Origin of the sequence: Streptomyces sp. NRRL F-525 (assembly GCF_000716605.1) — a bacterium.
Taxonomy (GTDB): Bacteria; Actinomycetota; Actinomycetes; order Streptomycetales; family Streptomycetaceae; genus Streptomyces.
This window is the reverse complement of the sequence record NZ_JNXE01000024.1, coordinates 96,209-121,782: the sequence shown is the minus strand read 5'-3', so window position 1 is coordinate 121,782 and position 25,574 is coordinate 96,209. Positions and strand designations below refer to the sequence as shown.

21 protein-coding genes and 1 riboswitch are annotated in these 25,574 nt (G+C 71.1%); of the genes, 14 read left to right on the top strand and 7 right to left on the bottom strand.

Features of this window, described 5'->3' with window-relative positions:
- Window positions 1-2: 2 nt before the first annotated feature.
- Complete coding sequence (locus OO69_RS30085) at window positions 3-2,459, bottom strand: DNA gyrase/topoisomerase IV subunit A (protein WP_033283975.1); 2,457 nt, start codon at window positions 2,457-2,459, stop codon at window positions 3-5.
- Between the two features lie 333 nt (window positions 2,460-2,792).
- Here OO69_RS30085 and OO69_RS30080 point away from each other — a divergent pair, with 333 nt between their 5' ends.
- The 4 genes from OO69_RS30080 to OO69_RS30065 all read left to right on the top strand — a co-directional run bounded on the left by OO69_RS30080 (window position 2,793) and on the right by OO69_RS30065 (window position 7,555).
- Window positions 2,793-4,142 carry a M16 family metallopeptidase gene (locus OO69_RS30080; RefSeq protein WP_199811060.1) on the top strand — a complete coding sequence of 450 codons (1,350 nt, stop codon included), beginning with the start codon at window positions 2,793-2,795 and terminating at the stop codon, window positions 4,140-4,142.
- Window positions 4,139-5,527, top strand: a complete 1,389-nt coding sequence (locus tag OO69_RS30075; RefSeq protein ID WP_033283973.1) for a M16 family metallopeptidase — start codon at window positions 4,139-4,141, stop codon at window positions 5,525-5,527. The genes OO69_RS30080 and OO69_RS30075 overlap by 4 nt, the downstream gene beginning before the upstream one ends.
- Before the next feature lie 214 nt (window positions 5,528-5,741).
- Window positions 5,742-5,894, top strand: a riboswitch (cyclic di-AMP (ydaO/yuaA leader).
- A gap of 12 nt (window positions 5,895-5,906) precedes the next feature.
- A complete protein-coding gene (locus OO69_RS30070) occupies window positions 5,907-6,662 on the top strand; it encodes a M23 family metallopeptidase (RefSeq protein WP_033283972.1) in 756 nt (251 codons plus the stop codon).
- A 188-nt stretch (window positions 6,663-6,850) separates the two neighbouring features.
- Window positions 6,851-7,555, top strand: coding sequence for a GntR family transcriptional regulator (locus tag OO69_RS30065; protein WP_033283971.1), 705 nt, complete (start codon window positions 6,851-6,853; stop codon window positions 7,553-7,555).
- Window positions 7,556-7,776: 221 nt separating this feature from the next.
- Here the strand turns inward: OO69_RS30065 and OO69_RS30060 are convergent, their stop codons facing one another.
- Window positions 7,777-8,058, bottom strand: coding sequence for an HPr family phosphocarrier protein (locus tag OO69_RS30060; RefSeq protein WP_013000229.1), 282 nt, complete (start codon window positions 8,056-8,058; stop codon window positions 7,777-7,779).
- Window positions 8,059-8,247: 189 nt separating this feature from the next.
- On the opposite strand from OO69_RS30060, the gene OO69_RS30055 reads away from it, so the two are divergent.
- From OO69_RS30055 to OO69_RS30040, 4 genes are all read left to right on the top strand, one after another.
- Complete coding sequence (locus tag OO69_RS30055; protein ID WP_033283970.1) at window positions 8,248-11,094, top strand: bifunctional GNAT family N-acetyltransferase/acetate--CoA ligase family protein; 2,847 nt, start codon at window positions 8,248-8,250, stop codon at window positions 11,092-11,094.
- Window positions 11,095-11,218: 124 nt separating this feature from the next.
- A complete protein-coding gene (locus OO69_RS30050; protein ID WP_078652624.1) occupies window positions 11,219-11,815 on the top strand; it encodes a DUF5998 family protein in 597 nt (198 codons plus the stop codon).
- Complete coding sequence (locus OO69_RS30045) at window positions 11,815-13,005, top strand: alkaline phosphatase family protein (protein ID WP_033283968.1); 1,191 nt, start codon at window positions 11,815-11,817, stop codon at window positions 13,003-13,005. Before OO69_RS30050 ends, OO69_RS30045 begins: the two co-directional genes overlap by 1 nt.
- A 43-nt stretch (window positions 13,006-13,048) precedes the next feature.
- Window positions 13,049-13,696, top strand: coding sequence for a thymidine kinase (locus OO69_RS30040; RefSeq protein WP_033283967.1), 648 nt, complete (start codon window positions 13,049-13,051; stop codon window positions 13,694-13,696).
- Here the strand turns inward: OO69_RS30040 and OO69_RS30035 are convergent.
- Window positions 13,693-14,496, bottom strand: coding sequence for a VOC family protein (locus OO69_RS30035; protein ID WP_033283966.1), 804 nt, complete (start codon window positions 14,494-14,496; stop codon window positions 13,693-13,695). The two genes, OO69_RS30040 and OO69_RS30035, sit on opposite strands and share 4 nt — an antisense overlap.
- 321 nt (window positions 14,497-14,817) lie before the next feature.
- Here OO69_RS30035 and OO69_RS30030 point away from each other — a divergent pair, with 321 nt between their 5' ends.
- Window positions 14,818-15,669, top strand: a complete 852-nt coding sequence (locus OO69_RS30030; protein WP_033283965.1) for a sulfurtransferase — start codon at window positions 14,818-14,820, stop codon at window positions 15,667-15,669.
- Window positions 15,670-15,736: 67 nt separating this feature from the next.
- Here the strand turns inward: OO69_RS30030 and sepH are convergent, their stop codons facing one another.
- Entirely contained in the window at window positions 15,737-16,762 is a 1,026-nt protein-coding gene (gene sepH, locus OO69_RS30025; protein WP_033283964.1) for a septation protein SepH, read from the bottom strand.
- Between the two features lie 481 nt (window positions 16,763-17,243).
- Between sepH and OO69_RS50500 the strand changes: the two genes are divergently transcribed.
- Window positions 17,244-18,002 (top strand): hypothetical protein, encoded by a 759-nt coding sequence (locus OO69_RS50500; RefSeq protein ID WP_078652622.1) that lies wholly within the window; start codon window positions 17,244-17,246, stop codon window positions 18,000-18,002.
- Here OO69_RS50500 and OO69_RS30015 read toward each other — a convergent pair.
- Together OO69_RS30015 and OO69_RS30010 are read right to left on the bottom strand one after the other, a co-directional pair.
- The gene (locus tag OO69_RS30015) at window positions 17,926-19,245 is read right to left on the bottom strand and encodes a D-arabinono-1,4-lactone oxidase (RefSeq protein ID WP_033283962.1); all 1,320 of its coding nucleotides are present in this window, start codon (window positions 19,243-19,245) and stop codon (window positions 17,926-17,928) included. The two genes, OO69_RS50500 and OO69_RS30015, sit on opposite strands and share 77 nt — an antisense overlap.
- Window positions 19,205-20,449: an MFS transporter gene (locus tag OO69_RS30010; protein ID WP_033283961.1), complete on the bottom strand. Its 1,245-nt coding sequence runs from the start codon at window positions 20,447-20,449 to the stop codon at window positions 19,205-19,207. The genes OO69_RS30015 and OO69_RS30010 overlap by 41 nt, the downstream gene beginning before the upstream one ends.
- Before the next feature lie 243 nt (window positions 20,450-20,692).
- On the opposite strand from OO69_RS30010, the gene OO69_RS30005 reads away from it, so the two are divergent.
- On the top strand, window positions 20,693-21,820 hold the full coding sequence (locus OO69_RS30005; protein WP_033283960.1) for a ferrochelatase: 1,128 nt from the start codon (window positions 20,693-20,695) through the stop codon (window positions 21,818-21,820).
- 8 nt (window positions 21,821-21,828) lie between these two features.
- Window positions 21,829-22,644, top strand: a complete 816-nt coding sequence (locus OO69_RS30000; RefSeq protein ID WP_033283959.1) for an inositol monophosphatase family protein — start codon at window positions 21,829-21,831, stop codon at window positions 22,642-22,644.
- 377 nt (window positions 22,645-23,021) lie between these two features.
- Here OO69_RS30000 and OO69_RS52580 read toward each other — a convergent pair whose 3' ends face one another.
- On the bottom strand, window positions 23,022-23,195 hold the full coding sequence (locus tag OO69_RS52580) for a hypothetical protein (RefSeq protein WP_019061061.1): 174 nt from the start codon (window positions 23,193-23,195) through the stop codon (window positions 23,022-23,024).
- Window positions 23,196-23,611: 416 nt separating this feature from the next.
- On the opposite strand from OO69_RS52580, the gene OO69_RS29995 reads away from it, so the two are divergent.
- Both OO69_RS29995 and OO69_RS29990 read left to right on the top strand, forming a co-directional pair.
- Window positions 23,612-24,265 (top strand): response regulator transcription factor, encoded by a 654-nt coding sequence (locus OO69_RS29995; protein ID WP_010983842.1) that lies wholly within the window; start codon window positions 23,612-23,614, stop codon window positions 24,263-24,265.
- Between the two features lie 6 nt (window positions 24,266-24,271).
- Window positions 24,272-25,504, top strand: coding sequence for a sensor histidine kinase (locus OO69_RS29990; protein WP_033283958.1), 1,233 nt, complete (start codon window positions 24,272-24,274; stop codon window positions 25,502-25,504).
- Window positions 25,505-25,574 lie beyond the last annotated feature (70 nt).

Below are 25,574 nucleotides of genomic sequence, written 5' to 3'. Positions count from 1 at the left end.
TGCTACACCGGCCCCGCCACCACCGACACCGTCTTCGCCAGCGACACGCCCGAGCCGTCACGCCGCGGGTCCATCTCCGGGAGCTCCGCCGGGGTGCCGTCCCGCTGGGCCGCCTTCGCCGGTACGGGGCCCGCCCAGGCCAGGGAGAGGCAGTCCTCGCCCTTCAGGAAGCGCTGGCAGCGGACGCCGCCGGTGGCCCGGCCCTTGCGGGGGTACTGGTCGAACGGGGTCAGCTTGGCCGTCGTCTGGACGGAGTCGTCCAGCGTGCCGCGCGAACCCGCGACCGTGAAGACGACCGCGTCCACCGCCGGGTCGACGGCCGTGAAGGAGATGACCTTCGCGCCCTCGGTGAGTTTGATGCCCGCCATACCGCCGGCCGCGCGGCCCTGGGGACGCACCTGGGAGGCCTGGTAGCGCAGCAGTTGGGCGTCGTCCGCGATGAAGACCAGGTCCTCCTCGCCGGTGCGCAGCTCGACGGCGCCGACGATCCGGTCGCCGTCCTTGAGCGTGATGACCTCCAACTCCTCCTTGTTCGTGGGGTAGTCGGGGACCACGCGCTTGACGACGCCCTGTTCCGTGCCGATGGCCAGGCCGGGGGAGGACTCGTCGAGGGTCGTCAGGCAGATGACCGTCTCGCCCTCGTCCAGGGAGACGAACTCCGAGATCTGGGCGCCACCGGAGAGGTTCGGCGCGGCGGCCGTCTCCGGGAGTTGGGGCAGGTCCACGACGTTGATGCGCAGGAGGCGGCCGGCCGAGGTGACCGCGCCGAGCTCGCCGCGCGCGGTCGCAGGGACCGCCGAGACGATCACGTCGTGCTTGGTGCGCCGGGCCTCAGAGTCCTCCGGGAAGGGCTCGCCGTTCGCCGTACGGGCCAGCAGGCCCGTCGAGGAGAGCAGCACCCGGCACGGGTCGTCGGCGACCTGGAGCGGCACGGTGGCGGCGGGGGCGCCGGCCGACTCCAGCAGGACCGTGCGCCGGTCGGTGCCGAACTTCTTCGCCACGGCGGCCAGTTCGGTCGAGACCAGCTTGCGCAGCTCGGTGTCCGACTCCAGGATGCGGGTCAACTCCGCGATCTCCGCGGTGAGTCGCTCCATCTCCGACTCCAGCTCGATCCGGTCGAACCGGGTCAGGCGGCGGAGTGGGGTGTCCAGGATGTACTGCGTCTGGATGTCCGACAGGGAGAAGCGCTCCATCAGACTCTGCTTCGCCTGGGCGGAGTTGTCGCTGGAGCGGATGAGCCGGATGACCTCATCGATGTCGATGAGCGCGGTGAGCAGACCCTCTACGAGGTGGAGGCGGTCTCGCCGCTTGGTGCGGCGGAACTCGCTGCGGCGCCGTACGACGTTGAAGCGGTGGTCGAGATAGACCTCCAGGAGTTCCTTGAGGCCGAGCGTGAGGGGCTGGCCGTCGACCAGCGCCACGTTGTTGATGCCGAAGGACTCCTCCATCGGCGTCAGCTTGTAGAGCTGCTCCAGGACCGCTTCCGGCACGAAGCCGTTCTTGATCTCGATGACCAGGCGCAGGCCGTGCGCGCGGTCGGTGAGGTCCTTGACGTCGGCGATGCCCTGCAGCTTCTTCGCGCCGACCAGGTCCTTGATCTTGGCGATGACCTTCTCGGGGCCTACGGAGAAGGGCAGTTCGGTGACGACGATGCCCTTGCGGCGCGCCGTCACGTTGTCCACGGCGACCGTGGCGCGGATCTTGAACGTGCCGCGGCCCGTCTCGTACGCGTCCCGGATGCCGGTGAGGCCGACGATCCGGCCGCCCGTCGGCAGGTCGGGGCCGGGGACGTGCCGCATCAGGGAGTCCAGGTCCGCGTTCGGATAGCGGATCAAGTGCCGGGCGGCGGCGATGACTTCGCCCAGGTTGTGCGGCGGCATGTTGGTGGCCATGCCGACGGCGATGCCCGACGAGCCGTTCACCAGGAGGTTCGGGAAGGCGGCCGGCAGGGCCACCGGCTCCCGCTCCTGGCCGTCGTAGTTCGGGGAGAAGTCGACCGTGTCCTCGTCGATCGACTCGGTCATCAGGTTGGCGGCCTCGGACGGCCGGCACTCCGTGTACCGCATGGCGGCCGGCGGGTCGTCGTTGCCCAGCGAGCCGAAGTTGCCGTGGCCGTCGGCCAGCGGGACGCGCATGGAGAAGGGCTGGGCCATGCGCACCAGGGCGTCGTAGATCGACGCGTCCCCGTGCGGGTGCAGCTTGCCCATGACTTCACCGACGACACGCGCGCACTTCACGTAGCCGCGGTCGGGGCGCAGGCCCATCTCGTCCATCTGGTAGACGATCCTGCGATGAACCGGCTTCAGGCCGTCCCGGGCGTCCGGCAGGGCGCGGGAGTAGATGACCGAGTACGCGTACTCAAGGTAGGAGCCCTGCATCTCGTCGACGACGTCGATGTCGAGGATCCGCTCCTCGAACGAGTCGTCGGGCGGCGGGGTCTTCGTGCTGCGGCGGGCCATCGCTGCCGGCTCCTCTTTTCTGGTCGCTCGCCTGGGGGTCGCTCCCCTTCGGCTCACTCTTGCTGAAGCGTGAACGGGGTCTTGACGTGAACCATTGTGGACCGCGGCACTGACAACGCGGACCAGGACCCGGCGTTGCCCGCTCGGGTCCGTCGCCGGCGGCTGCCGCGTGAGTCCACGTGTGCGACTGCCCGCAGGCTACGCGATCTCGCTCTCGGCGTACGTCCGCCGGGAACTTCGCCGACGGTCCGCACGCTTGCATACAGTGGCGGGACGAGCAGGATTTCTGCGGTTCCAGCCAGAGAATCCGCGATCGAAGGGACGTACATGCCCATGGGTCACACGGCCACCGCCGAGGCAGGGTCCGGCGGTCTGACAGCGACCGAACACCGCTTGGCCAACGGTCTGCGCGTGGTCCTCTCCGAGGATCACCTGACCCCGGTCGCGGCGGTGTGCCTCTGGTACGACGTCGGTTCCCGCCACGAGGTCAAGGGGCGTACCGGCCTGGCTCACCTCTTCGAGCACCTGATGTTCCAGGGCTCCGGACAGGTGAAGGGCAACGGCCACTTCGAACTGGTGCAGGGCGCGGGCGGTTCGCTCAACGGCACCACCAGCTTCGAGCGCACGAACTACTTCGAGACCATGCCCACCCACCAGTTGGAGCTCGCGCTCTGGCTGGAGGCCGACCGCATGGGCTCCTTGCTGGCCGCCCTGGACGAGGAGTCCATGGAGAACCAGCGGGACGTCGTCAAGAACGAGCGACGCCAGCGCTACGACAACGTGCCCTACGGGACGGCGTTCGAGAAGCTGACCGCCCTCGCCTACCCGGAGGGCCACCCCTACCACCACACGCCCATCGGCTCGATGGCGGACCTGGACGCGGCCACCCTGGAGGACGCGCGCGCGTTCTTCCGCACCTACTACGCGCCCAACAACGCCGTCCTGTCCGTGGTCGGCGACATCGACCCCGAGCAGACGCTCGCCTGGATCGAGAAGTACTTCGGGTCCATCGCCTCGCACGACGGCAAGCCCGCACCCCGTGACGGCGCGCTGCCTGACACGATGGGCGGGGAGCTGCGCGAGGTCGTCGTCGAGGAGGTCCCGGCCCGCGCCCTGATGTGCGCCTACCGGCTCCCGGAGGACGGCACGCGCGCGTCCGACGCGGCCGACCTCGCCCTCACCATCCTGGGCGGCGGCGAGTCCTCGCTCCTCTACAACCGCCTTGTACGGCGCGACCGTACGGCGGTCGCGGCCGGCTTCGGCCTGCTGCGGCTGGCCGGTGCGCCCTCCCTGGGGTGGCTGGACGTCAAGACGTCCGGGGACGTCGAGGTGCCGGTCATCGAGGCCGCCATCGACGAGGAGCTCGCCCGGTTCGCCGCGGAGGGCCCCACGGCCGAGGAAATGGAGCGCGCCCAGGCCCAGTTGGAGCGCGAGTGGCTCGACCGGCTCGGCACCGTCGCGGGCCGCGCCGACGAACTGTGCCGGTACGCCGTCCTGTTCGGCGACCCGCAGCTCGCCCTGACCGCCGTACAGCGCGTCCTGGACGTGACGGCGGAGGAGGTGCAGGAGGTCGCCAAGGCCCGGCTGCGCCCCGACAACCGCGCGGTGCTCGTCTACGAGCCGATCGCGGACGAGGATGACGAAGCAGAGGCCGGCGACGAGAACGAGGAGGCGGCCAAGTGACCGAGCTCGCCACGATGGAATTCCACCCGCAGCCCCAGGCCGGCGAGGCCAGGCCGTGGGCCTTCCCGGCCCCGGAGCGCGGGACGCTGGGCAACGGCCTGACCGTGCTGCGCTGCCACCGCCCCGGCCAGCAGGTCGTCGCCGTGGAGGTGCTCCTGGACGCGCCCCTGGAGGCCGAACCGGCAGGCCTGGACGGTGTCGCGACGATCACCGCGCGGGCCTTCTCCGAGGGCACCGACAAGCACTCCGCCGAGGAGTTCGCCGCCGAGCTGGAGCGCTCCGGCGCCACCCTCGACGCGCACGCCGACCACCCCGGGCTGCGCCTGAGCCTGGAGGTCCCGGCCTCGCGCCTGGCCAAGGGCCTCGGTCTGCTGTCGGACGCCCTCAGGGCACCCGCCTTCGCGGACAGCGAGGTCGAGCGGCTGGTCCGCAACCGCCTCGACGAGATCCCGCACGAGACGGCCAACCCGTCCCGCCGCGCGGCCAAGGAGCTCTCCAAGGAGCTGTTCCCGGCGACCTCGCGCATGTCGCGTCCGCGCCAGGGCACCGAGGAGACCGTCGAGAAGATCGACTCGGCGTCCGTACGCGCCTTCTACGACCGGCACGTCCGCCCCGCGACCGCCACCGTCGTGGTCGTCGGCGACCTCACCGGCATCGACCTGGACGCGCTCCTCGCCGACACCCTGGGTTCGTGGACGGGCTCCACCGCGCAGCCGCGTCCCGTGCCGCCGGTGACCGCCGACGACACCGGGCGCGTCGTGATCGTGCACCGTCCCGGCGCCGTCCAGACGCAGCTGCTCATCGGCCGCGTCGGCTCCGACCGGCACGACCGCGTGTGGCCCGCCCAGGTGCTCGGCACGTACTGCCTCGGCGGCACCCTCACCTCCCGCCTGGACCGCGTCCTGCGCGAGGAGAAGGGCTACACCTACGGTGTGCGGGCGTTCGGCCAGGTGCTGCGTTCGGCACCCGACGGCACGGGCGCCTCGATGCTCGCCATCAGCGGTTCTGTGGACACCCCGAACACCGGTCCCGCGCTGGACGACCTCTGGACGGTGCTCCGCAAGCTCGCCGAGGGCGGACTCACCGACGCCGAGCGGGACATCGCCGTACAGAACCTCGTCGGCGTGGCGCCGCTCAAGTACGAGACCGCCGCGGCCGTCGCGAGCACGCTGGCCGACCAGGTCGAGCAGCACCTGCCCGACGACTACCAGGCGACGCTGTACCAGCAGCTCGCCGCGACCGGCACCGTGGAGGCCACCGCGGCGGTCGTGAACGCCTTCCCGGTGGACCGTCTGGTGACGATCCTGGTCGGCGACGCGGAGCAGATCAAGGAGCCCGTGGAGGCGCTCGGCATCGGCGAAGTCACCGTCGTCGCGGCCGAGTAGACGACCCGTAGCGAGCCGACGAGCGGCACGCGCGTGTGGGGGCCCTGGTGACTGAAGCGTCACCAGGGCCCCCTAATGTCCGAATTGGGGGAGAGGTTGCCTGTCTGCCCTGTGGCATGTGCAACAAAACCCGTGATCCGTTTGGGGATTGAAAGTGGCCCCCCTTAGCGTCGGTCCGGCTGTCCGTCAGGCACCGCGCCGCACTCGCGGCACCGGACAGTCATCGCCGAGTCCCCGTACGGCGCGAGCCAGGGGAGCCGGGGACCCACGTCCCTGGGGTGAATCGGACGCCCGTCGAGGGAGTCCGTAGGAGACCTTCCTGCTCCGAACCCGTCAGCTAACCCGGTAGGCGAGAAGGAAGGAAAGGACCAGCCACTCCATGGCGTTCACCCGCGCCACCGGGAAGCACCGTCGCCCGAGCCGGACCCACCGCACCACCGTTCGTGTCGCGAGTGTCGCGGCCCTCACCACCACCGGTGTCGTTGGCACCCTGGCCGCCGCCCCGGCGTTCGCCGCGGAGCCCGCCCCCGAACAGACCGGCCTCACCCCCGTCATCGCCATGGGCGACGCGGTCGCCGAGAAGATCGACGCCCAGGCCGCCGCCCAGCAGCAGGCCGCGGACGAAACGCTGGCCAAGGAGGTCGCCCGCGCCAAGGCCGCCGCACTGGCCAAGGCGGAGCGCGAGGCCGAGGTACGCGCCGCCCGCGCCGCCGAGCGCAAGAGGCTCAACACCTTCGTCGCACCGGTCACCGGCTCGTACGTCTCCACCGGCTACAAGACCGGCGGCTCCCTCTGGTCCTCCGGTGCCCACACCGGCATCGACTTCCACGCCTCGACCGGCACCTCCGTGCACGCGGTCGGCTCCGGCACCGTCGTCGACGCCGGCTGGGGCGGCTCGTACGGCAATCAAGTGGTGATCAAGATGGCCGACGGCATGTACACCATGTACGGCCACCTGTCGTCCATCGGTGTCTCCGTCGGCCAGACGGTCACTCCCGGCGAGCAGATCGGCCTCTCCGGGGCGACCGGCAACGTCACCGGACCGCACCTCCACTTCGAGGCCCGCACGACCGCCGAGTACGGCTCCGACGTCGACCCCGTCGCGTACCTCCGCAAGCACGGTGTGAACGTCTGACGACGTAGCGCCGCACTTCCCGAAGCCCTGGCCCGCCCGGCCGGGGCTTTCGGCGTTTCCGGAGCCCTCCTGTCCAAAAAATATCCATGGATTCCGGTCCGCCATCGGAAATTCCCGCTCATTGCAATAGAGTCACGGAACACACGTCAATCGTCGACGTTTCACGGGGATTAAGGCGGAGGTCGGACATGCGTATTCCGGCGCACTCGGTATGCACGGCGATCCGGGACGACATCGTCGCCGGTGTCTACGAGCGCGGCAGCCGGCTCACGGAGGAACTCCTCGCGCGCCGGTACGGGGTCTCGCGCGTCCCTGTCCGGGAGGCCCTGCGCACGCTGGAGGCCGAGGGGTTCGTGGTGACCCGGCGGCACGCGGGCGCGTGCGTCGCGGAACCGACCGAGCAGGAGGCCGCCGACCTGCTGGAGATGCGGATGCTGCTGGAGCCGCTCGGCGCCTCACGGGCCGCGCAGCGGCGCACCGAGGCCCACCTCAAGGTGCTGCGCGGCCTCGTCAGGCTGGGCCAGGAGCGCGCCAGGCGGGGCAACAGCGAGGATCTGCGCTCCCTGGGCAGCTGGTTCCACGAGACGCTGGCACAGGCCTCCGGGAGCCCCGCGCTGACCTCGATGCTGACCCAGCTGCGGCACAAGATCGCCTGGATGTACGCGGTGGACGCCCCGGCCAACCCCGTCGAGTCCTGGGCCGAGCACGGGGCCATCGTGGACGCCGTGGCCCGCGGCGACAGCGAGCGCGCCCGGGCGATCACCGCCCTGCACACCGAGCGCGCGGGCACCGCGCACCGGCTGCGCTTTCCCGGCGGGGCGAACGGCGCGAACGGCACGGACCGTGTGAGGACTTCGCAACCTCCCGTAAACATGTCGGGTCTGCGGCATTAACACGGGCGCCGTATACAAAGAGGAGCTAATTCGCGGGGGATTATTTATGCTGCCCGCAAGTGGAATTGCGAAGGGCTCGCCCGGTAATTCGGACGAGCCCTTCAGGTTGCGGTACATCGGTTTTGCGACGAAAAGGACCGCAACCATCAATTGAGGAACCCCCGCGGCGCGCAACCACCTCCGCGAGAGCGGCGCCGGTTTAGGCGCAAAGGGGGGTGTGCTCAGACGGTCTCGGGGAGTTCCTCGAGACCTTCCGCGACCAGCTTCGCCAGGCGGTCGAGGGCCGCGTCCGCGCCCTCGGCGTCCGACGCGAGGACGATCTCCTCGCCGCCCTGGGCACCCAGGCCCAGGACCGCGAGCATGGAGGCCGCGTTGACGGGGTTGCCGTCGGCCTTGGCGATCGTCACGGGGATACCCGAGGCCGTGGTGGCCCGGACGAAGATGGAGGCGGGGCGGGCGTGAAGGCCCTCCGCCCAGCCGACGTTGACGCGGCGCTCAGCCATGTGATGCTGCCCTTCAGAGTCTCAGGGTTGTCTAGACCAGTTTCCCACACGTGAAGCGACCCCGGACCGGCCCTGTGAACCGTCCGGAGCGAGTCGTCGGACCGCGGCCTCGGCCCGACTTCCCGTGCTCTGTTGTTGCCCACAGACTGCCTCGCGCCGTTGTCAGACGCGAGCCGTACGCTGGGCCCCATGCAGCAGACCTCGTCGGACCGGCACGAGTACCCCGCCCACTGGGAAGCCGACGTGGTGCTGCGCGACGGGGGTACCGCGCGCATCAGGCCCATCACCGTCGACGACGCCGATCGCCTGGTCAGCTTCTACGAGCAGGTCTCCGACGAGTCGAAGTACTACCGCTTCTTCGCGCCGTATCCGCGCCTGTCCGCCAAGGATGTCCACCGCTTCACGCACCACGACTTTGTGGACCGGGTGGGACTCGCGGCCACCGTCGGCGGCGAGTTCATCGCCACCGTACGCTATGACCGCATTAGTGCCGACGGGCGTGCCGCCTCCGCCCCGGCCGACGAGGCCGAGGTCGCCTTCCTGGTGCAGGACGCCCACCAGGGGAGGGGCGTCGCCTCCGCCCTCCTGGAGCACATCGCCGCCGTCGCCCGCGAGCGCGGCATCCGCCGCTTCGCCGCCGAGGTGCTGCCCGCCAACAACAAGATGATCAAGGTGTTCACGGACGCCGGCTACACCCAGAAGCGCAGCTTCGAGGACGGCGTCGTCCGCCTGGAGTTCGATCTCGAACCCACGGACCGGTCCCTCGCCGTGCAGCGCGCGCGGGAGCAGCGGGCCGAAGCGCGGTCCGTACGGCGGCTGTTGGTGCCCGGGTCGGTCGCCGTCGTCGGTGTCGGCCGTTCCCCCGGAGGGGTGGGCCGCAGCGTTCTCGACAACATCAGGGACGCCGGTTTCACCGGTGGCCTGTACGCCGTGAACAAGGCCTTCCCCGAGGAGCAGAAGGACCTCGACGGGGTGCCCGCGTACCGCTCGGTCCGCGACATCGAAGGCCCCGTGGACCTCGCGGTCGTCGCCGTCCCGGTGGAGCACGTCCCCGAAGTCGTCACCGAGTGCGGCGAACACGGGGTGCAGGGACTCGTCGTGGTCACCGCCGGGTACGCCGAGAGCGGCCCCGAGGGACGCGAGCGCCAGCGCGAACTCGTGCGCCACGCGCGCACGTACGGCATGCGCATCATCGGACCGAACGCCTTCGGGGTCATCAACACCGCGGCCGACGTACGGCTGAACGCGTCCCTCGCCCCCGAGATGCCCCGCCCCGGACGCATCGGCCTCTTCGCCCAGTCCGGCGCCATCGGCATCGCCCTGCTCTCCCGCCTGCACCGGCGCGGCGGCGGGGTCACCGGAGTCACCGGCGTCTCCACCTTCGTGTCGTCCGGCAACCGCGCGGACGTCTCCGGGAACGACGTCCTTCAGTACTGGTACGACGATCCCGACACCGACGTCGCCCTCATGTACCTGGAGTCCATCGGCAACCCCCGCAAGTTCACCCGCCTCGCCCGGCGCACGGCGGCCGCGAAACCGCTGGTCGTCGTCCAGGGCGCCGGATCGGCCCCCCAGGGACACGCGGTCCGTGCGACCCGGCTGCCGCACGCGACCGTGTCCGCGCTGCTCCGCCAGGCCGGGGTGATCCGCGTCGAGACGATCACCGAACTGGTCGACACGGGGCTGCTCCTGGCCCGCCAGCCACTGCCCGGCGGGCCGCGGGTGGCGATCGTCGGGAACTCCGAGTCGCTCGGGCTGCTGACCTACGACGCGTGCCTCTCCGAGGGGTTGCGGCCGTCGCCGCCGGTGGACCTGACGACCGCGGCGACCGCGGCGGACTTCCACCGGGCGCTGTCGGCCGCGCTGGCCGACGACTCGTGCGACGCGGTGGTCGTGACCGCGATACCCGCGGTGGGGGAGGGGCCGGCAGAAGACGCGGCGTTGGCGGAGGCGTTGCGCTCCGCGGCGGCGGCGGTTCCCGGGAAGCCGGTGCTGGTGGTGCACGTGGAACTCGGCGGGCTGGCCGCGGCGTTGTCGGCCGCGATGAGCACGGCACCACAGGTCGCTTCCAAGGCACCCGGCGCCGACCCGCCCCGCCCCGCGGAAGGACCACCCCGACGGAGCGCCGCGGAACCGGAGTCGGCCATCACCGCGATCCCCGCCCCCGAAGGCGGCGGCCTCATCCCCGCCTTCCCCGCCGCCGAGCGCGCCGTCCGCGCCCTCGCCGAAGCCGTGAAGTACGCCCAGTGGCGGCGCGAGGCCACCGACCCCGGCCGGGTCCCCGAGTTCGAGGACATCGACGAGAAGGGCGCCGCCGGGCTGATCGGCGGCCTCCTCGCGCGCGGGCAGGGCCTCACCCTCGGCGTCGAGGACACCTGCGACCTGCTCGGGAAGTACGGCGTCGACGTCCACCGCGCGCTCCCCGCACCCACCCCCGACACCGCCGCCGAAGCCGCCCGCACCCTCGGCTACCCGGTCGCCCTCAAGGCCACCGCCCCGCACCTGCGCCACCGCGCCGACCTGGGCGGCGTACGGCTGGATCTCGCGGACGAGGACCAACTGCGGCGGGCGTACGCCGAGTTGGGAGAGCTGTTCGGGACGCCGGAGGAACTGCGGCCGGTGGTGCAACGGATGGCGCCGCGCGGGGTCGACACCGTCGTACGGGCCGTCATCGATCCGGCGGCCGGGGCTGTGCTGTCTTTCGGGCTCGCCGGGGCCGCCTCGCAGCTGCTCGGGGACACCGCGCACCGGCTGATTCCGGTCACGGACAGGGAGGCCGGTTCGCTGGTCAGGTCGATCCGGACGGCGCCGCTCCTGTTCGGCTGGCGCGGCTCCACGCCGGTCGACACGCCTGCCCTGGAGGAGCTGATGCTGCGGGTGTCGCGGCTGGTCGACGACCATCCCGAGGTCGTCGCCGTGACCCTGGAGCCGGTCGTCGTCGCCGCGCGCGGCCTGAGCGTGCTCGGCGCCTCCGTCCGCCTGGCCCCGCCGCCCGTCCGCGACGACCTCGGCCCGAGGACGCTTCCCGTGTACTGACGGACGTACTCAAGGACGCCTCCCGCGCGCGGGTCCCGTGCCCCCTCGTACCGGTCCCGCGTGCTGAGACGGCTGTGACAAGACAGTGCTCGGCGGTGCCTCGCAGTCAGTGCGCCACCGTAGGATGGACGTCATGGCCAAGACCAGTACGACGACCCAGGGGCTGCGTGCGGCGATCGAGCGCAGCGGCTACTACCCGGCCCTCGTGGCCGAGGCGGTGGAGGCCGCCGTGGGCGGCGAGCCGATCCGGTCGTTCCTGGTCCACCAGGAGACCACGTTCGACCAGAACGAGGTGCGCCGGCATGTGACCGTGCTCGTCCTCACCGGCAACCGCTTCATCGTCAGCCACACCGACGAGCAGGCCGCCGACAGTACCTCCCCGACGCCGTACGCGACGACGTCCACGGAGTCCGTGAAGCTCGGCCGGATCTCGTCCGTGGTGCTCAGCCGCGTGGTCGCCAACCCGGAGTCGTACACCCCGGGCACGCTGCCGCGCGAGGTCGTGCTGACCATCGGCTGGGGTGCCGTCGCCCGGATCGACCTGGAGCCGGCCGCCTGCGGCGACCCCAACTGCGAGGCGGACCACGGCTACACGGGCAACTCGACGGCGGACGACCTGAGCCTGCGCGTCAGCGAGGCGGGCGACGGCCCGGAGACGGTGCAGCAGACCCTCGCCTTCGCGCAGTCGCTCTCCGAGGCGACCGCGGACGTTCCCCGCTGATGGCACAGCCAGCCACCTGGGACCACCCCGAGCCCCTCGCCATCGAGTCCGCGCCCGTCCCCGAGTACGGCTCCGGCTCCCTCGCCGACCTGCTGCCCACGCTGGCCGCGGGCATGGGCGTACCCGGTACGACCGCGGCCATCCCGGAGCTGACCCCGGCCGACCGGAACTGCGTCTTCCTGATCGACGGCCTCGGCTGGGAGCAGATCAAGGACCACGCCGACGAGGCCCCGTACCTGCACGCGCTCCTCGGCAGCTCGCGCGGCGGCACCGGACGCCCCCTCACCGCCGGGTACCCGGCGACCACCGCGACCTCCCTCGCCTCCGTCGGCACCGGCCTGCCGCCCGGAGCCCACGGCCTGCCCGGCTACACCGTGCGCAACCCGGCCACCGGCGAGCTGATGAACCAGCTCCGCTGGCAGCCGTGGACCAAGCCGGGCCCCTGGCAGCCGTACCCCACGATCTTCCAACTGGCCCACGACGCGGGCGTGCACGCGGCGCAGGTCTCCTCACCCACTTTCCAGAACACCCCGCTGACGAAGGTCGCGCTCAGCGGCGGAACGTTCCACGGGCGGCTCACCGGCGAGGAGCGCATGGACCTCGCGGCCGAGCAACTGGCCGCCGGGGACCGCTCCTTGGTCTACACGTACTACGCCGAACTCGACGGCGCGGGCCACCGCTACGGCATCGCCTCCGACACCTGGCGCGGCCAACTCATGTACGTCGACCGGCTCGTCCAGCGCCTCGCCGAGCAACTCCCGCCGCGCAGCGCCCTGTACGTCACCGCCGACCACGGCATGATCGACGTGCCCTTCGACGAGGAGCACCGCATCGACTTCGACGCGGACTGGGAACTGCGCGCCGGCGTAGCCCTCCTCGGCGGCGAGGGCCGCGCCCGCCACGTCTACGCGGTGCGGGGCGCCGAGAACGACGTGCTGACCTGCTGGCGCGAGGTCCTCGGCGAGCAGTTCTGGGTGGCCTCGCGGGACGAGGCGATCGCGGCGGGCTGGTTCGGCCCGCACATCGACGACCGCGTCTACGACCGCCTCGGCGACGTGATCGCGGCGGCCCGGGACGACGTCCTGATCATCGCGTCCGAGCGGGAGCCGAAGGAGTCGGCGATGGTCGGCAACCACGGTTCGATGACCCCTGCCGAGCAGCTGGTCCCCCTGCTCGAAGTACGCTCCTGAAGCCCCACTGTCCGCCTCTTCGCCGAAAGGTGCTCAACTCCCCATGCCCGAGCTGGTGTTCTTCTCCGGAACGATGGACTGCGGGAAGTCGACCCTGGCGCTCCAGATCGAGCACAACCGCTCGGCACGCGGACTGGCGGGGATGATCTTCACCCGAGACGACCGCGCGGGCGAGGGAAAGCTTTCCTCACGCCTCGGCCTGGTCACCGACGCGGTGGAGGTCGAGGACGAGCAGGACCTCTACGCGTACGTCGTCGACCACCTCTCCCAGGGCGGCCGCGCGGACTACGTCATCGCCGACGAGGCACAGTTCCTGGCGCCGGTGCAGATCGACCAACTCGCGCGCGTGGTCGACGACCTGAGCCTCGACGTCTACGCCTTCGGCATCACGACCGACTTCCGCTCCAAGCTCTTCCCCGGCTCCCAGCGCCTGGTCGAACTCGCCGACCGCGTCGAGGTCCTTCAGGTCGAGGCCCTCTGCTGGTGCGGCGCCCGCGCCACCCACAACGCCCGCACGATAGGCGGCGAGATGGTCGTCGAGGGCGCGCAGGTAGTCGTGGGCGACGTCAACCAGGCGGAAGCGGTCGGCTACGAGGTCCTGTGCCGCCGCCACCACCGCCGCCGCATGACGGCGGCTACGGCTCGGGCGGCGGCGCTGTCACCGGATGTGCTGCCGATGACGTCGGCCTAGCGCGGCCCCTCGATCACCGAGAACATCGCGCCCTCGGGGTCCGCGACCGTGGCCACGCGCCCGTGGGGGCTGTCGTGGGGCGGTTTGAGGGTGTGGCCGCCCAGGTCCGTGACGCGGCGCAGGGCCTCGTCCGTGTCGGCGACCTCGAAGTACGTCATCCAGTGCGGGCCCCGGTCGCGTGGCAGGGCCGTGCCGACGCCGTGGATGCCGGCGACCGGGTGGCCGTCCAGGTGGAGGGTGACGTAGTCGAAGTCGGCGGAGACCACCGGCACTTCCTCGTAGCCGAACACCGCCTCGTAGAACTTGGCGACGCTCGCGGTCTCGGAGGTCAGCAGTTCGTTCCAGGCGGGTGTGCCGGGGACGCCGGTGAGGATCGTGCCGAGGTGGTCGGAGGCCTGCCAGATGCCGAAGACCGCCCCCGACGGGTCGGAGCCGATCGCCAGCCGGCCGGCCTCGGCCGCGTCCAGGGGGCCCACCCCGACCGTGCCGCCGCACATCCGTACCGTCTCGGCCGTCTGGTCGACGTCGTCCGAGGCGAGATACGGCGTCCACGCGATGGGCAGATGCCGGTCCGGCGGCAGCTGCCCGATGCCGGCCACCTCCTGCCCGTCGAGCAGGGCCCGCGCGTAGGGGCCGAGCTGCTGCGGACCGGGCTGGAACTCCCAGCCGAACAGCTCTCCGTAGAACTCCTGAGTCGCGGCCATCCCGTGCACCATCAGACTCACCCAGCAGGGCGCGCCCTGCGTACGCCGAGTGTGCGTGTCGCCGTTCAGGCCGGCCGACCCCCGTGCCTCGGTCATCGTCACCTTCTCCTAGGCCCCTCGCGGTGGCCGTATCGCTTCCGCAGTGCGGATCCGCGTGCCGCAGCCGCGTGCACGCCCCGTGCCGATGCTCGCACCCCCCGTGACGCACCGCGCCCCGGCCGCGCCGTCGGCGGGCGGCTCACATGGAGAGGATGACCGATCTGCGGCCACTCGTCCGTTTCCGGATGATTGCCGAGGGGTGTCCATCGGCTGTACAGCATGTGCTCGTTCCCGTACGCCTCGTGATCGAGGCTGCCCGGCCGAGCAGAGTAGTCGGCCCTGGACGCGACGGCCACCCCTTGCGCAAGGATGGTGGCCATGAACGCCATCATCTCCGCATCCGAACTGGCGAGCGATCTCGCCGGGACGAACCCGCCGGTCCTGCTCGACGTCCGCTGGCAGCTCAGCGTCGCGAAGGCCGCAGGTGAGCCGCCCTTCGACGGCCGCGCCGAGTACGCGGCCGGGCACATCCCAAGTGCCGTCTACGTAGACCTCGATCAGGAACTCGCCTCGGCGCCCGGTGCACACGGTCGCCACCCGCTGCCTGACACCGCGCGCTTCGGCGCCGCGATGCGCCACGCGGGCGTGTCGGCCGACCGCCCGGTGGTTGTGTACGACGGCGGCCAGGGCTGGGCGGCGGCACGCGCGTGGTGGCTGCTGCGCTGGACGGGTCACCCGGACGTGCGGGTCCTCGACGGCGGCCTTCCCTCCTGGGAGGGGTCCTTGGAGACGGTCACCCCGACGCCGGCCGAAGGCGACTTCACCCCGGAACCGGGCGCCGTGGAACTCCTGGACGCCGACGGAGCCGCCGCCCTCGCCCGCACCGGCGTCCTGTTCGACGCCCGCGCGGGGGAGCGCTACCGCGGCGAGGTGGAACCGATCGACCGCGTCGGCGGCCACATCCCGGGCGCCCTGTCCGCCCCGACCAACGAGAACGTGGGCCCGGACGGCCGCTTCCTCCCGCCGGACCAACTGGCCGCCCGCTTCAAGTCCCTTGGCGCTACGGAGGGTTCGGGCATCGGCGTGTACTGCGGATCCGGCGTCTCAGGCGCTCACGAGGTACTGGCCCTGGCGGTCGCCGGGATCCCGGCCGCGCTCTACGTGGGCTCCTGGTCGGAGTGGTCCTCGGACCCGGAGCGACCGGTGGCCGTGGGTCCCGATCCCCAGTAGTGCCCGCATGACGAGAGGGCCCGCAGCCGAACCGGCCGCGGGCCCTCTCGTACGAGCAACTGTCCTGCTACTCCTGCTTCTTCCTGCGCGTCCCGAAGACGATCTCGTCCCAGCTCGGAACGGCCGCTCTACGGCCCGGACGGACGCCGTCCGCCTCGGCCTGGCGGTCGGTGGAGCCGATGAGCCGGTCGCGATGGGCTCCTACGGAGCGGGGCATCAGGACGTCCGCGTACGCCGAACCGGCCGAGGCCGCGGGAGCCGGGGGCTCCTCCTCTTCCGGTTCCGCCGCGGGCTCCTCCGGGGGATCCGAGGGGCGCTCGGGGACCACCATGTCGCCGCGGAAGCTCGGTACCGCCTCCAGGAGGCTGGTCAGGGAGTCACGCTCGCTCTCCTCGACCGGCTCGGGCGACGGCAGCGCGGGACGCTCCGGGCGCTCCAGGGCACGGTCCAGCGGGCGGTCCCTGGGCAGCCGGGCGATCCGCGGCACGAACGGGAAGCTGGGCTCGGGTGTGGCCGAGAGGTCGTCGGACTCGCCGATCAGCGAGCGCGCCTCGTCGTCGACGGCCTGGACGAGCCGCCGGGGCGGGTCGTACGTCCAGCTCGCCGAGTGCGGTTCGCCCGCGACCCGGTAGACCAGCAGGACCTCCCAGGTGCCGTCGTCGCGGCGCCAGGAGTCCCACTGGACGGTGTCCTTCTCGGCACCGCGCAGCGTCAGGCGCTCCTGGACGGCCTCGCCGAGCTGGGGTCCCGCGTTCTCGCCGGGGCGGCGGACGGGAGTCTTCCGGGCGCGCTCGGCCATGAAGGCGCGCTCAGCGAGGACGGGGCCCTCGAAGCGGCGCACCCGGTCGACGGGGATACCGGCTAGTTGGGCGACTTCCTCCGCGGAGGCGCCGGCACGTATACGTGCCTGAATGTCTCGGGGGCGGAGATGGCTCTCCACCTCGATCTCGATCTGGCCGAGGCGGGGACGGTCGCCGCGTACCGCGGCGCGCAGACGCTCGTCAATCGGAAGCGTGTACTCCGTGCTGTCCGCAGCCTTCAGCACCAGCCGTGTGCCGTCGTTAGAGACGGCCACGACACGCAGTTCGGGCATGGGGACCTCCCGGGTGGTGCCTGCCGACGTCACGTGCGTCGCTGCTTCCGCTAGTCGAGTGTGGCCTGCCCGGGTGCAGCCTGCCACAACCTTGCCGAGTTGCCCGGCGTGTCGGGCACGGGCCCTGACTCGCCGTTATGGCACGGTTACCTATTCGCAACGCTAAGTGACCAACTACGTCACCCTGTGCAACTGGCCCCCTCTGGGCGGTCCATTGAGGCCGCGGACGCCCTGGCAGGAGACCGCACCCAGGGCTCGCAACAGTACTCCATTTGGACCACGTGCGTGGATTGGCACGCCGCCCAACTTCTTGTGGGGGGCGGGACTTGGCGGCCCGGAGCGGGCTTCGGGCGATCTTGAAAGTGGCGTACTTCACGTAATAGCCGGAAACGGAACTATCGCTTTCGGTCGTACGTCCCTTTGTCGTACAGATAGTTGATCAGGTACGAGAAAGTGCGAGAAAGCGAGGCAAGGTCCCGGAATGCGTGCAAGGCCCGATGTCAGCAAGAAGCGGATCGATCTGAGCGTCCCTCAAGTCGCGGGAAGTGCGGTGGCGGCGGTGGTGGCCGCCAAACTCGCGTCCTACTTCGGGGTCTACGGCACGATCCTCGGCGCCGGCGTCGTGAGCGCGATAGCCACCTCCGGAGGCACCGTCTTCCAGCACTTCTTCAGCCGGACCGGTGCACAGCTCCGGGAGGCGACCGTCACCTCCAGGGAAATCGCCACCTCCAGGGAGGCGGAACAAGTCCCCGCGCGTCCAGGGGAGTTCACGGAGGGCACGGTCTACCGCGCGCGGGTGGGCGGTTGGAGCTGGAAGCGCCCGGTGCTCGCCGCGGCCCTCGTCTTCGGCGTCACGATGACCGGGATCACCGTCTACGAGCTGGTGTCCGGGGACAGCTTCAGCGGCGGCAAGGGCACCACGGTCAGCTCCGCCGTCACCGGCCACGACACCTCGTCGTCCCCGAAGTCCGGTGACGACGAGCCGAGTCCGGCCGATTCCCCGTCCAGTTCCTCGGACGGTTCGTCGGCCGCCCCGGAGACGTCATCCGGTGCGACCGACGGCGGCACGGAGTCCAACAGCGGCGCTACGACGTCGAGTCCGACGCCGACGCCCAGCGCTTCGGACGGCGGCGGTACGCCGACCCCCACGCCGAGCGCGTCGGCTACTGACCCAGCACCCTCCGCAAGTAGTCGTTCTGGAACCGGCGATCAGGATCCAGCCGATCCCGCAACGCCGTGAACTCGCCGAAGCGCGGATAGACCCCGGCGAAGTACTCCGCGTCCCGGGTGTGCACCTTGCCCCAGTGCGGCCGGCCCTCGTGCGCGGTGAGGATGCGCTCGGCGGCGGTGAAGTACGCCTGGTAGGGCGTGCCCTTGAACATGTGCACGGCGATGTAGGCACTGTCCCGGCCGGAAGCGGTGGACAGGGCGATGTCGTCCGCCGGGGCGGTGCGGACCTCGACCGGGTAACTGATCCTGAAGTCGGAACGGTCGACCATCGCCTTGAGTTCCCGCAACGTGTCCACCAGGGCCGCGCGCGGGACGGCGTACTCCATCTCCACGAACCGCACCCGTCGGGGCGATGTGTAGACCTTGTAAGGGATGTCCGTGTAGGTCCGCGTGGACCAGGCCCGGGTGGAGATCTGCGCGATGGTCGGGATGGTCGCGGGTGCCGCGCGGCCGACCATGTTGGCCACCTGCCAGAGGCCGTTGGAGACGAACTCGTCCTCGAACCAGCCGGCCATCTTGCCCACCGGCTGCTCCGGGCCCGCGCTGCGGTTGTTGCGCTTGGTGTTGGTGCTCGCGGTGTGCGGGAACCAGTAGAACTCGAAGTGCTCGTTCTCGGCCCAGAGTTCGTCGAAGCGTCCGGTGACCTCGTCGAAGGTCATCGGCTCCTCGCGCGCGGTGAGCAGGAAGACGGGCTCCACGGCGAAGGTGATCGCGGTGACGACGCCCAGGGCGCCGAGGCCTATGCGGGCCGCCGCGAAGATCTCCGGGTTCTCCTTCTCGGAGCAGGTGAGCACCGAGCCGTCCGCCGTGACCAGCTCAAGTCCCCTGATCTGGGCGGCTATCGAGGCCGACTCGCGGCCGGTGCCGTGGGTGCCGGTGCTGATCGCCCCCGAGACCGTCTGCTCCATGATGTCGCCCATGTTCGTGAGCGACAGACCCTCGCGCGCGAGAGCCATGTTGAGTCTCTTGAGCGGGGTGCCCGCCTCGACCGTGACCGTCAAGGCATCACGATCAATGTTGCGGATGCCGGTCAACAGTTGAGGGCGGATCAACACACCGTCCGTGGCGGCGATCGACGTGAAGGAGTGCCCGCTGCCGACGGCCTTCACCGTCAGGCCGTCCTCGCCGGCCCTCCGTACGGCCGCGGCCAGTTCCTCGACGGAGGCGGGCGTGACCTCCCGCGCGGGCCGCGACGCGACCGTACCGCCCCAGTTACGCCACGTGCCGTTCTTCGCGCTCGCTGTGGTGCTCAACGGTGCCTCCCCGACCCGGCGCCGGTCTGCTGAGCCGGCGGTACCCGAGGAAACCCACCGCGACCGCGACGGCACCGGCGACGACCGGAACCCCGTACCCGGCACGCGCGCCGGCTGCGTCGATCACCCAGCCGGCGACGGAGGAGCCGAGCGCGACCCCGACCGCCAGGCCGGTGCTCACCCAGGTCATGCCCTCGGTGAGCTTCGCGCGAGGTACGTGCTCTTCTATGAGGGACATCGTCGTGATCATCGTGGGTGCGATGGACAGGCCCGCAAGGAACAGCGCCACGGCCAGAAGCGGCAAGTTTCCGACCAGTAGGAGGGGGATCATACTCACGGCCATCGTGCATATGCCCAGCAGCCATCGTCGTTCCGGGGCTCCCCGGAAGCGCAGCAGCCCGAACACGACACCCGCCGCGCAGGAGCCCGCCGCGTACAGCGCGAGGACGATACTGGCGCCGCCCTTGTGACCTTGCTCGTCGGCGAACGCCACGGTGACCACGTCGACCGCCCCGAAGATCGCCCCGGTCGCCACGAAGGTGGCCACCAGCACCTGGAGACCGGCGGTCCGCAGCGCCGAACCGCCGCCCTTGTCGCCACGTGCGCGTGGATGCGGCGCGGGCTCGGTGGCGCGCTGGGCGGTCAGCCAGAAGACACCCACCGCCAGGAAGCAGGCGGCGAGCAGGGGACCGGCCTCCGGGAACCAGGCCGTGGACAGGCCGATGGAGATGATCGGCCCGAAGATGAAGCACACCTCGTCGACCACGGACTCCAGGGAATACGCGGTGTGGAGTTGCGGGGTGCCCCGGTAGACGGCCGCCCAGCGCGCGCGGACCATGGCCCCCAGGCTCGGCACCGAGCCGATCCCGGCGGCGGACACGAACAGCACCCAGTCCGGCCACGCGAAGCGGGCGGCCAGCAGCAGCACGGTCGCCGCGGTCAGCGCGACGAGCGTCGCCGGACGCAGCACCCGCCGCTGCCCGTACTGGTCGACCCAGCGCGAGATCCGCGGCCCGATCGCGGCGGCGGCCAGCGCGATGGTGGCCGACAGGGCGCCCGCGAGCCCGTAGCGCCCGTTGATCTGCGAGATCATCGTGACCACGCCGATGCCCATCATCGACAAGGGCATGCGGCCGAGGAACCCCGCGGCGGAGAAGCCCTTGGAGCCGGGTGCGGCGAACAGGGCGCGATAGGGGCTGGGCACGGGGGTCTCCGGTCGGGAAGGAGCGGGGGCGGCTCGGGGGAGCAGTCACGGCCCGGTGAGGGGCAGCGACGGCTCGGTAAGGTGCGAATGCGGCTGATACAGCTTACGAGCAGGTAGCCCCCGATGCACCCGCCCGTGAGACGCCTGGATCTCCGCCCCGTCCCCGCCCTCATCCCCGCCCTCATCCCCGTCCGGCACCCCGCCGTTTCCCGGCTGTCAGTGGCGGGTGGCAGGATCGGAGGCATGCCAGACGTGCTCGATGCCACCCCCTACGACGCCTTCCTCCTGCTCTCGTTCGGCGGCCCCGAAGGCCCGGACGACGTGGTTCCGTTCCTGGAGAACGTGACGCGTGGGCGAGGCATCCCCAAGGAACGCCTCAAGGAAGTGGGCCAGCACTACTTCCTGTTCGGCGGGGTCAGCCCGATCAACGACCAGAATCGCGCCCTCCTGGACGCCCTCCGCAAGGACTTCGCGGACCACGGCCTGGACCTGCCGGTCTACTGGGGCAACCGCAACTGGGCGCCGTACCTCACGGACACCCTGCGGGAGATGGTCGCCGACGGCCGCCGCCGCATCCTGGTCCTCGCCACCAGCGCCTACGCCTCGTACTCGGGCTGCCGCCAGTACCGCGAGAACCTCGCGGACTCCCTGGCCGCCCTGGAGGCCGAAGGCCTCGACCTCCCCAAGGTCGACAAGCTGCGCCACTACTTCAACCACCCCGGCTTCCTGGAGCCGATGATCGACGGCGTGATCCAGTCCCTCGCCGACCTCCCCGAGGACGTCCGGGACGGCGCGCACCTCGCTTTCTCGACCCACTCCATCCCGACCGCCGCGGCCGACAGCTCCGGCCCGGTCGAGGACCACGGGGACGGCGGGGCGTACGTCGAGGAGCACCTGGACGTGGCCCGGCTCGTCGCCGACGCCGTCCGCGAGCGCACCGGCGTCGACCACCCCTGGCAGCTCGTCTACCAGTCCCGCTCCGGCGCCCCGCACATCCCCTGGCTGGAGCCCGACATCTGCGACCACCTGGAGGAGCGCCACGCGGCCGGCGTCCCCGCGGTCGTCATGGCTCCCATCGGCTTCGTCTCCGACCACATGGAGGTCCTCTACGACCTCGACACGGAGGCCACGGCCAAGGCCGCCGAACTGGGCCTGCCCGTACGCCGGTCGGCCACCGTGGGCGCCGACCCGCGCTTCGCCGCCGCGATCCGCGAGCTGGTCCTGGAGCGCGCCGCCGTCGAGAGCGGGAAGCAGGTCACCCCCTGTGCGCTGGGCGCGCTCGGCGCCGGCCACAACCTCTGCCCGGTGGGCTGCTGCCCGGCCCGTGCCCCCCGCCCCGCCGCCGCGGGCGCCGACAGCCCCTACGCCTGAGGAGCGCCGTGACCGACCCCCTGCACCAGGAACTGCTCGCCCTCGCCCAGGAGGCGGCCCACAAGGCCGGCGCCCTGCTGCGGGACGGCCGCCCGGCCGACCTCGCGGTCGCCGCCACGAAGTCCAGCCCGATCGACGTCGTCACCGAGATGGACATCGCGGCCGAGAAGCTGATCACCAACCTGATCTCCGAACAGCGCCCGGACGACGGCTTCTTGGGCGAGGAGGGCGCCTCCGTGGAGGGCACCAGCGGCGTCCGCTGGGTCATCGACCCGCTCGACGGCACGGTCAACTACCTCTACGGACTGCCCACTTGGTCCGTCTCCATCGCCGCCGAGCTGGACGGCGAGACCGTCGCCGGGGTCGTCGCGGTCCCGATGCGCGGCGAGACGTTCCACGCGGTGCTCGGCGGCGGGGCGTGGGCCACGGGCGCGTGGGAGGGCGAACGCAGACTCGCCTGCCGGCCGGCTGCGCCGCTGGAGCAGGCGTTGGTCTCGACCGGGTTCAACTACGTCACCGAGGTCCGCTCCCACCAGGCCGACGTGGCCCAGAAGTTGATCCCGTTGCTGCGTGACATCCGGCGGGGCGGTTCGGCGGCGGTCGACCTGTGCGACGTGGCCGCGGGCCGCCTGGACGGTTACTACGAGCGGGGGTTGAACCCGTGGGACCTCGCGGCCGGGGACCTGATCGCCCGCGAGGCAGGCGCCCTGACCGGTGGACGCCCCGGAGAACGCCCCGCACGGGATCTGGCGATCGCGGGCACCCCGGGAGTCTTCGAACCCCTCCAGCGCCTCCTGGAGGACTTCGGGGCTTGGCACGACTGACGCCCACAAAACCAACGGCGAAAACAGAAGCGACCGGCGAGGGCCCACCAAGTCCAACTGTGCCGACGTGGACGGCCGAGAGGGAGCCGTAGGGGCGCGCCGGTGTCGAGAGACCCAGCGCGCGGAGGCCCGAAGGGTCGAGCACGGTGGGGCTCTCGACACCGGCTCCCAGCGCCCCGAAGGCGACCGAACCAAAAGAGGTGCGCGCGTGGGTGCCTGATCAACACAGGCCCACCCACGCAACACCTCCCAACACCGGCCCACCCACGCGGCACCGACTCAACTCCGGCCCAGCTCCCCCGAAGTAGAAGAGCGGAAAGCAGCAGGACCCCGGCGCTGGATTCGCCGAGGTCCCGCTGTCCTGCTGGCCGCACTGATCAGACGCTCGTCGCGCCGACCTCCACACCGTGGTCGGCGGCGAGGCGGCGCAGGTCGTCGAGCTCGGCCTGTTCCACCTCGACGAGGAAGTCGTCGCCCTCGTCACGAGCCCGCGTCAGGTCGGTCTCGGTCGCCCTTATGCGCTGCAGAAGTCCTGCGGTGAATGCGTCCATGCTGCGCCCCCTCGTCCTGGGTCGTGGGTCGTTTGGCACGGGGGTGTGCCGTCCGGAAGGGGCGATCACGTCTGCGGTATGGGGTGCCCAGCGCTGCCCTGGCTGGGCGGCGACGGTGCCGGACACCCACGCCCGCTCTGCGGAAGCGGTTGGACGTACCACAAGGTGGCTTGCCACGTGCAGAGCGTGATCGCGGGGTGTAAAGCCGTCCTCCCCCCGCTCCCTTCCGTGGAAACCTCAACCCACCGAGAAAATCCCGCATTCCCGGGCCTCATACCGGACCTTCATCTTGCGCCGGGCCGCCTTACAGCCGACTTATGGCCGAAAAGGGCAGGATGGAGGTCACACAGCCACGAAGACCCTGCCCGCGTGCGCCGAGGCGCGCTACGCGGGTGGACAGAGGAAGGACAAGCGACGTGCGCGTACTCGTCGTCGAGGACGAGCAGCTGCTCGCCGATGCGGTGGCCACCGGACTGCGCCGGGAGGCCATGGCCGTCGACGTCGTGTACGACGGTGCGGCCGCCCTGGAGCGCATCGGCGTCAACGACTACGACGTGGTCGTCCTCGACCGCGACCTCCCGCTCGTGCACGGCGACGACGTCTGCCGCAAGATCGTCGAGCTCGGCATGCCCACCCGCGTGCTGATGCTCACGGCGTCCGGCGATGTCAGCGACCGTGTCGAGGGCCTGGAGATCGGCGCCGACGACTATCTGCCCAAGCCCTTCGCGTTCAGCGAGCTGACGGCACGCGTGCGTGCCCTCGGCCGGCGCACCAGCGTGCCGCTGCCGCCCGTCCTGGAGCGCGCCGGCATCAAGCTCGACCCGAACCGCCGCGAGGTGTTCCGCGACGGCAAGGAAGTCCAGCTCGCGCCCAAGGAGTTCGCCGTCCTGGAGGTGCTGCTGCGCAGTGAGGGCGCGGTCGTCTCCGCGGAGCAGCTCCTGGAGAAGGCGTGGGACGAGAACACGGACCCGTTCACCAACGTCGTGCGCGTCACCGTGATGACCCTGCGCCGCAAGCTCGGTGAGCCCCCGGTCATCGTCACCGTGCCCGGCTCCGGTTACCGGATCTGATCCACCGTGGCCACGACCCCCGCGCCTCCCCAGGCGCCCCCGAAGCCCACGTGGGACCCCAGAAGGCCCGAACCGCCGTTCCCCTGGCTGCGCCCCACCATCCGCATAAGGCTCACGCTGCTGTACGGCGGCATGTTCCTGATCGCCGGCATCCTGCTGCTGTCGATCATCTACCTGCTCGCGGCCCAGGCCCTGAACGTCGGCAGCGACCTGCCCTTCAAGATCACCGAGGGGAAGGTCACCAGCACGATCTGCGACCTGCCCTCGAGTGCCACGCCCGACGTGTTCAACAGCGCGATGAGCAACTGTGTCAATGAGCAGCGGCAGCACGCCCTGGACAACCTGCTCAGCCGCTCGCTCCTCGCCCTGCTCGGCCTCGCGATCATCGCGTTCGCCTTCGGCTACGCGATGGCCGGCCGGGTGCTCTCGCCGCTGGGCCGCATCACCCGCACCGCCCGCGCGGTGGCGGGCTCGGACCTGTCCCGGCGGATCGAACTGGACGGCCCGGACGACGAGTTGAAGGAGCTCGCGGACACCTTCGACGAGATGCTGGAGCGGCTGCAGCGGGCCTTCACCGCCCAGCAGCGCTTCGTGGGGAACGCGTCGCACGAGCTGCGCACCCCGCTGGCGATCAACCGCACGCTCCTGGAAGTGCACCTGTCCGATCCCGGCGCCCCCGTGGAGCTGCAACAGCTGGGCAAGACGCTGCTCGCCACCAACGAGCGCAGCGAGCAGCTCGTGGAGGGCCTGCTGCTGCTCGCCCGCAGCGACAACCAGATCGTCGAGCGCAAGCCCGTGGACCTCGCCGAGGTCGCCGAGCAGGCCGTCGACCAGGTGAACGCCGAGGCGGCCGCCAAGGGCGTGGTGATCCGCGGCGAACAGAAACCCGCGGTCGTCCAGGGCAACGGCGTCCTCCTGGAGCGCATCGCCCTGAACCTGGTGCAGAACGCGGTGCGGTACAACGTGCCCGAGGACGGCTGGGTCGAGGTCACCACCGAGGTGCAGCACGGCCATGCGGTGCTGGTCGTCTCGAACACGGGTCCGGTGGTCCCGGCGTACGAGATCGACAACCTCTTCGAGCCCTTCAGGCGGCTGCGTACGGAGCGGACGGGCAGCGACAAGGGTGTGGGCCTGGGTCTGTCGATCGCGCGGTCCGTGGCGCGCGCACACGGCGGCCATATCTCGGCCCAGCCGCGTGAGGGGGGTGGACTCGTGGTGCGAGTCACCCTGCCCATCTGAGATCATGTCGCCGACACACGAGGATGTTCGCTTTGCGCGGAATTTTCTGGCCGCTTCTCCGGCAGCCCCG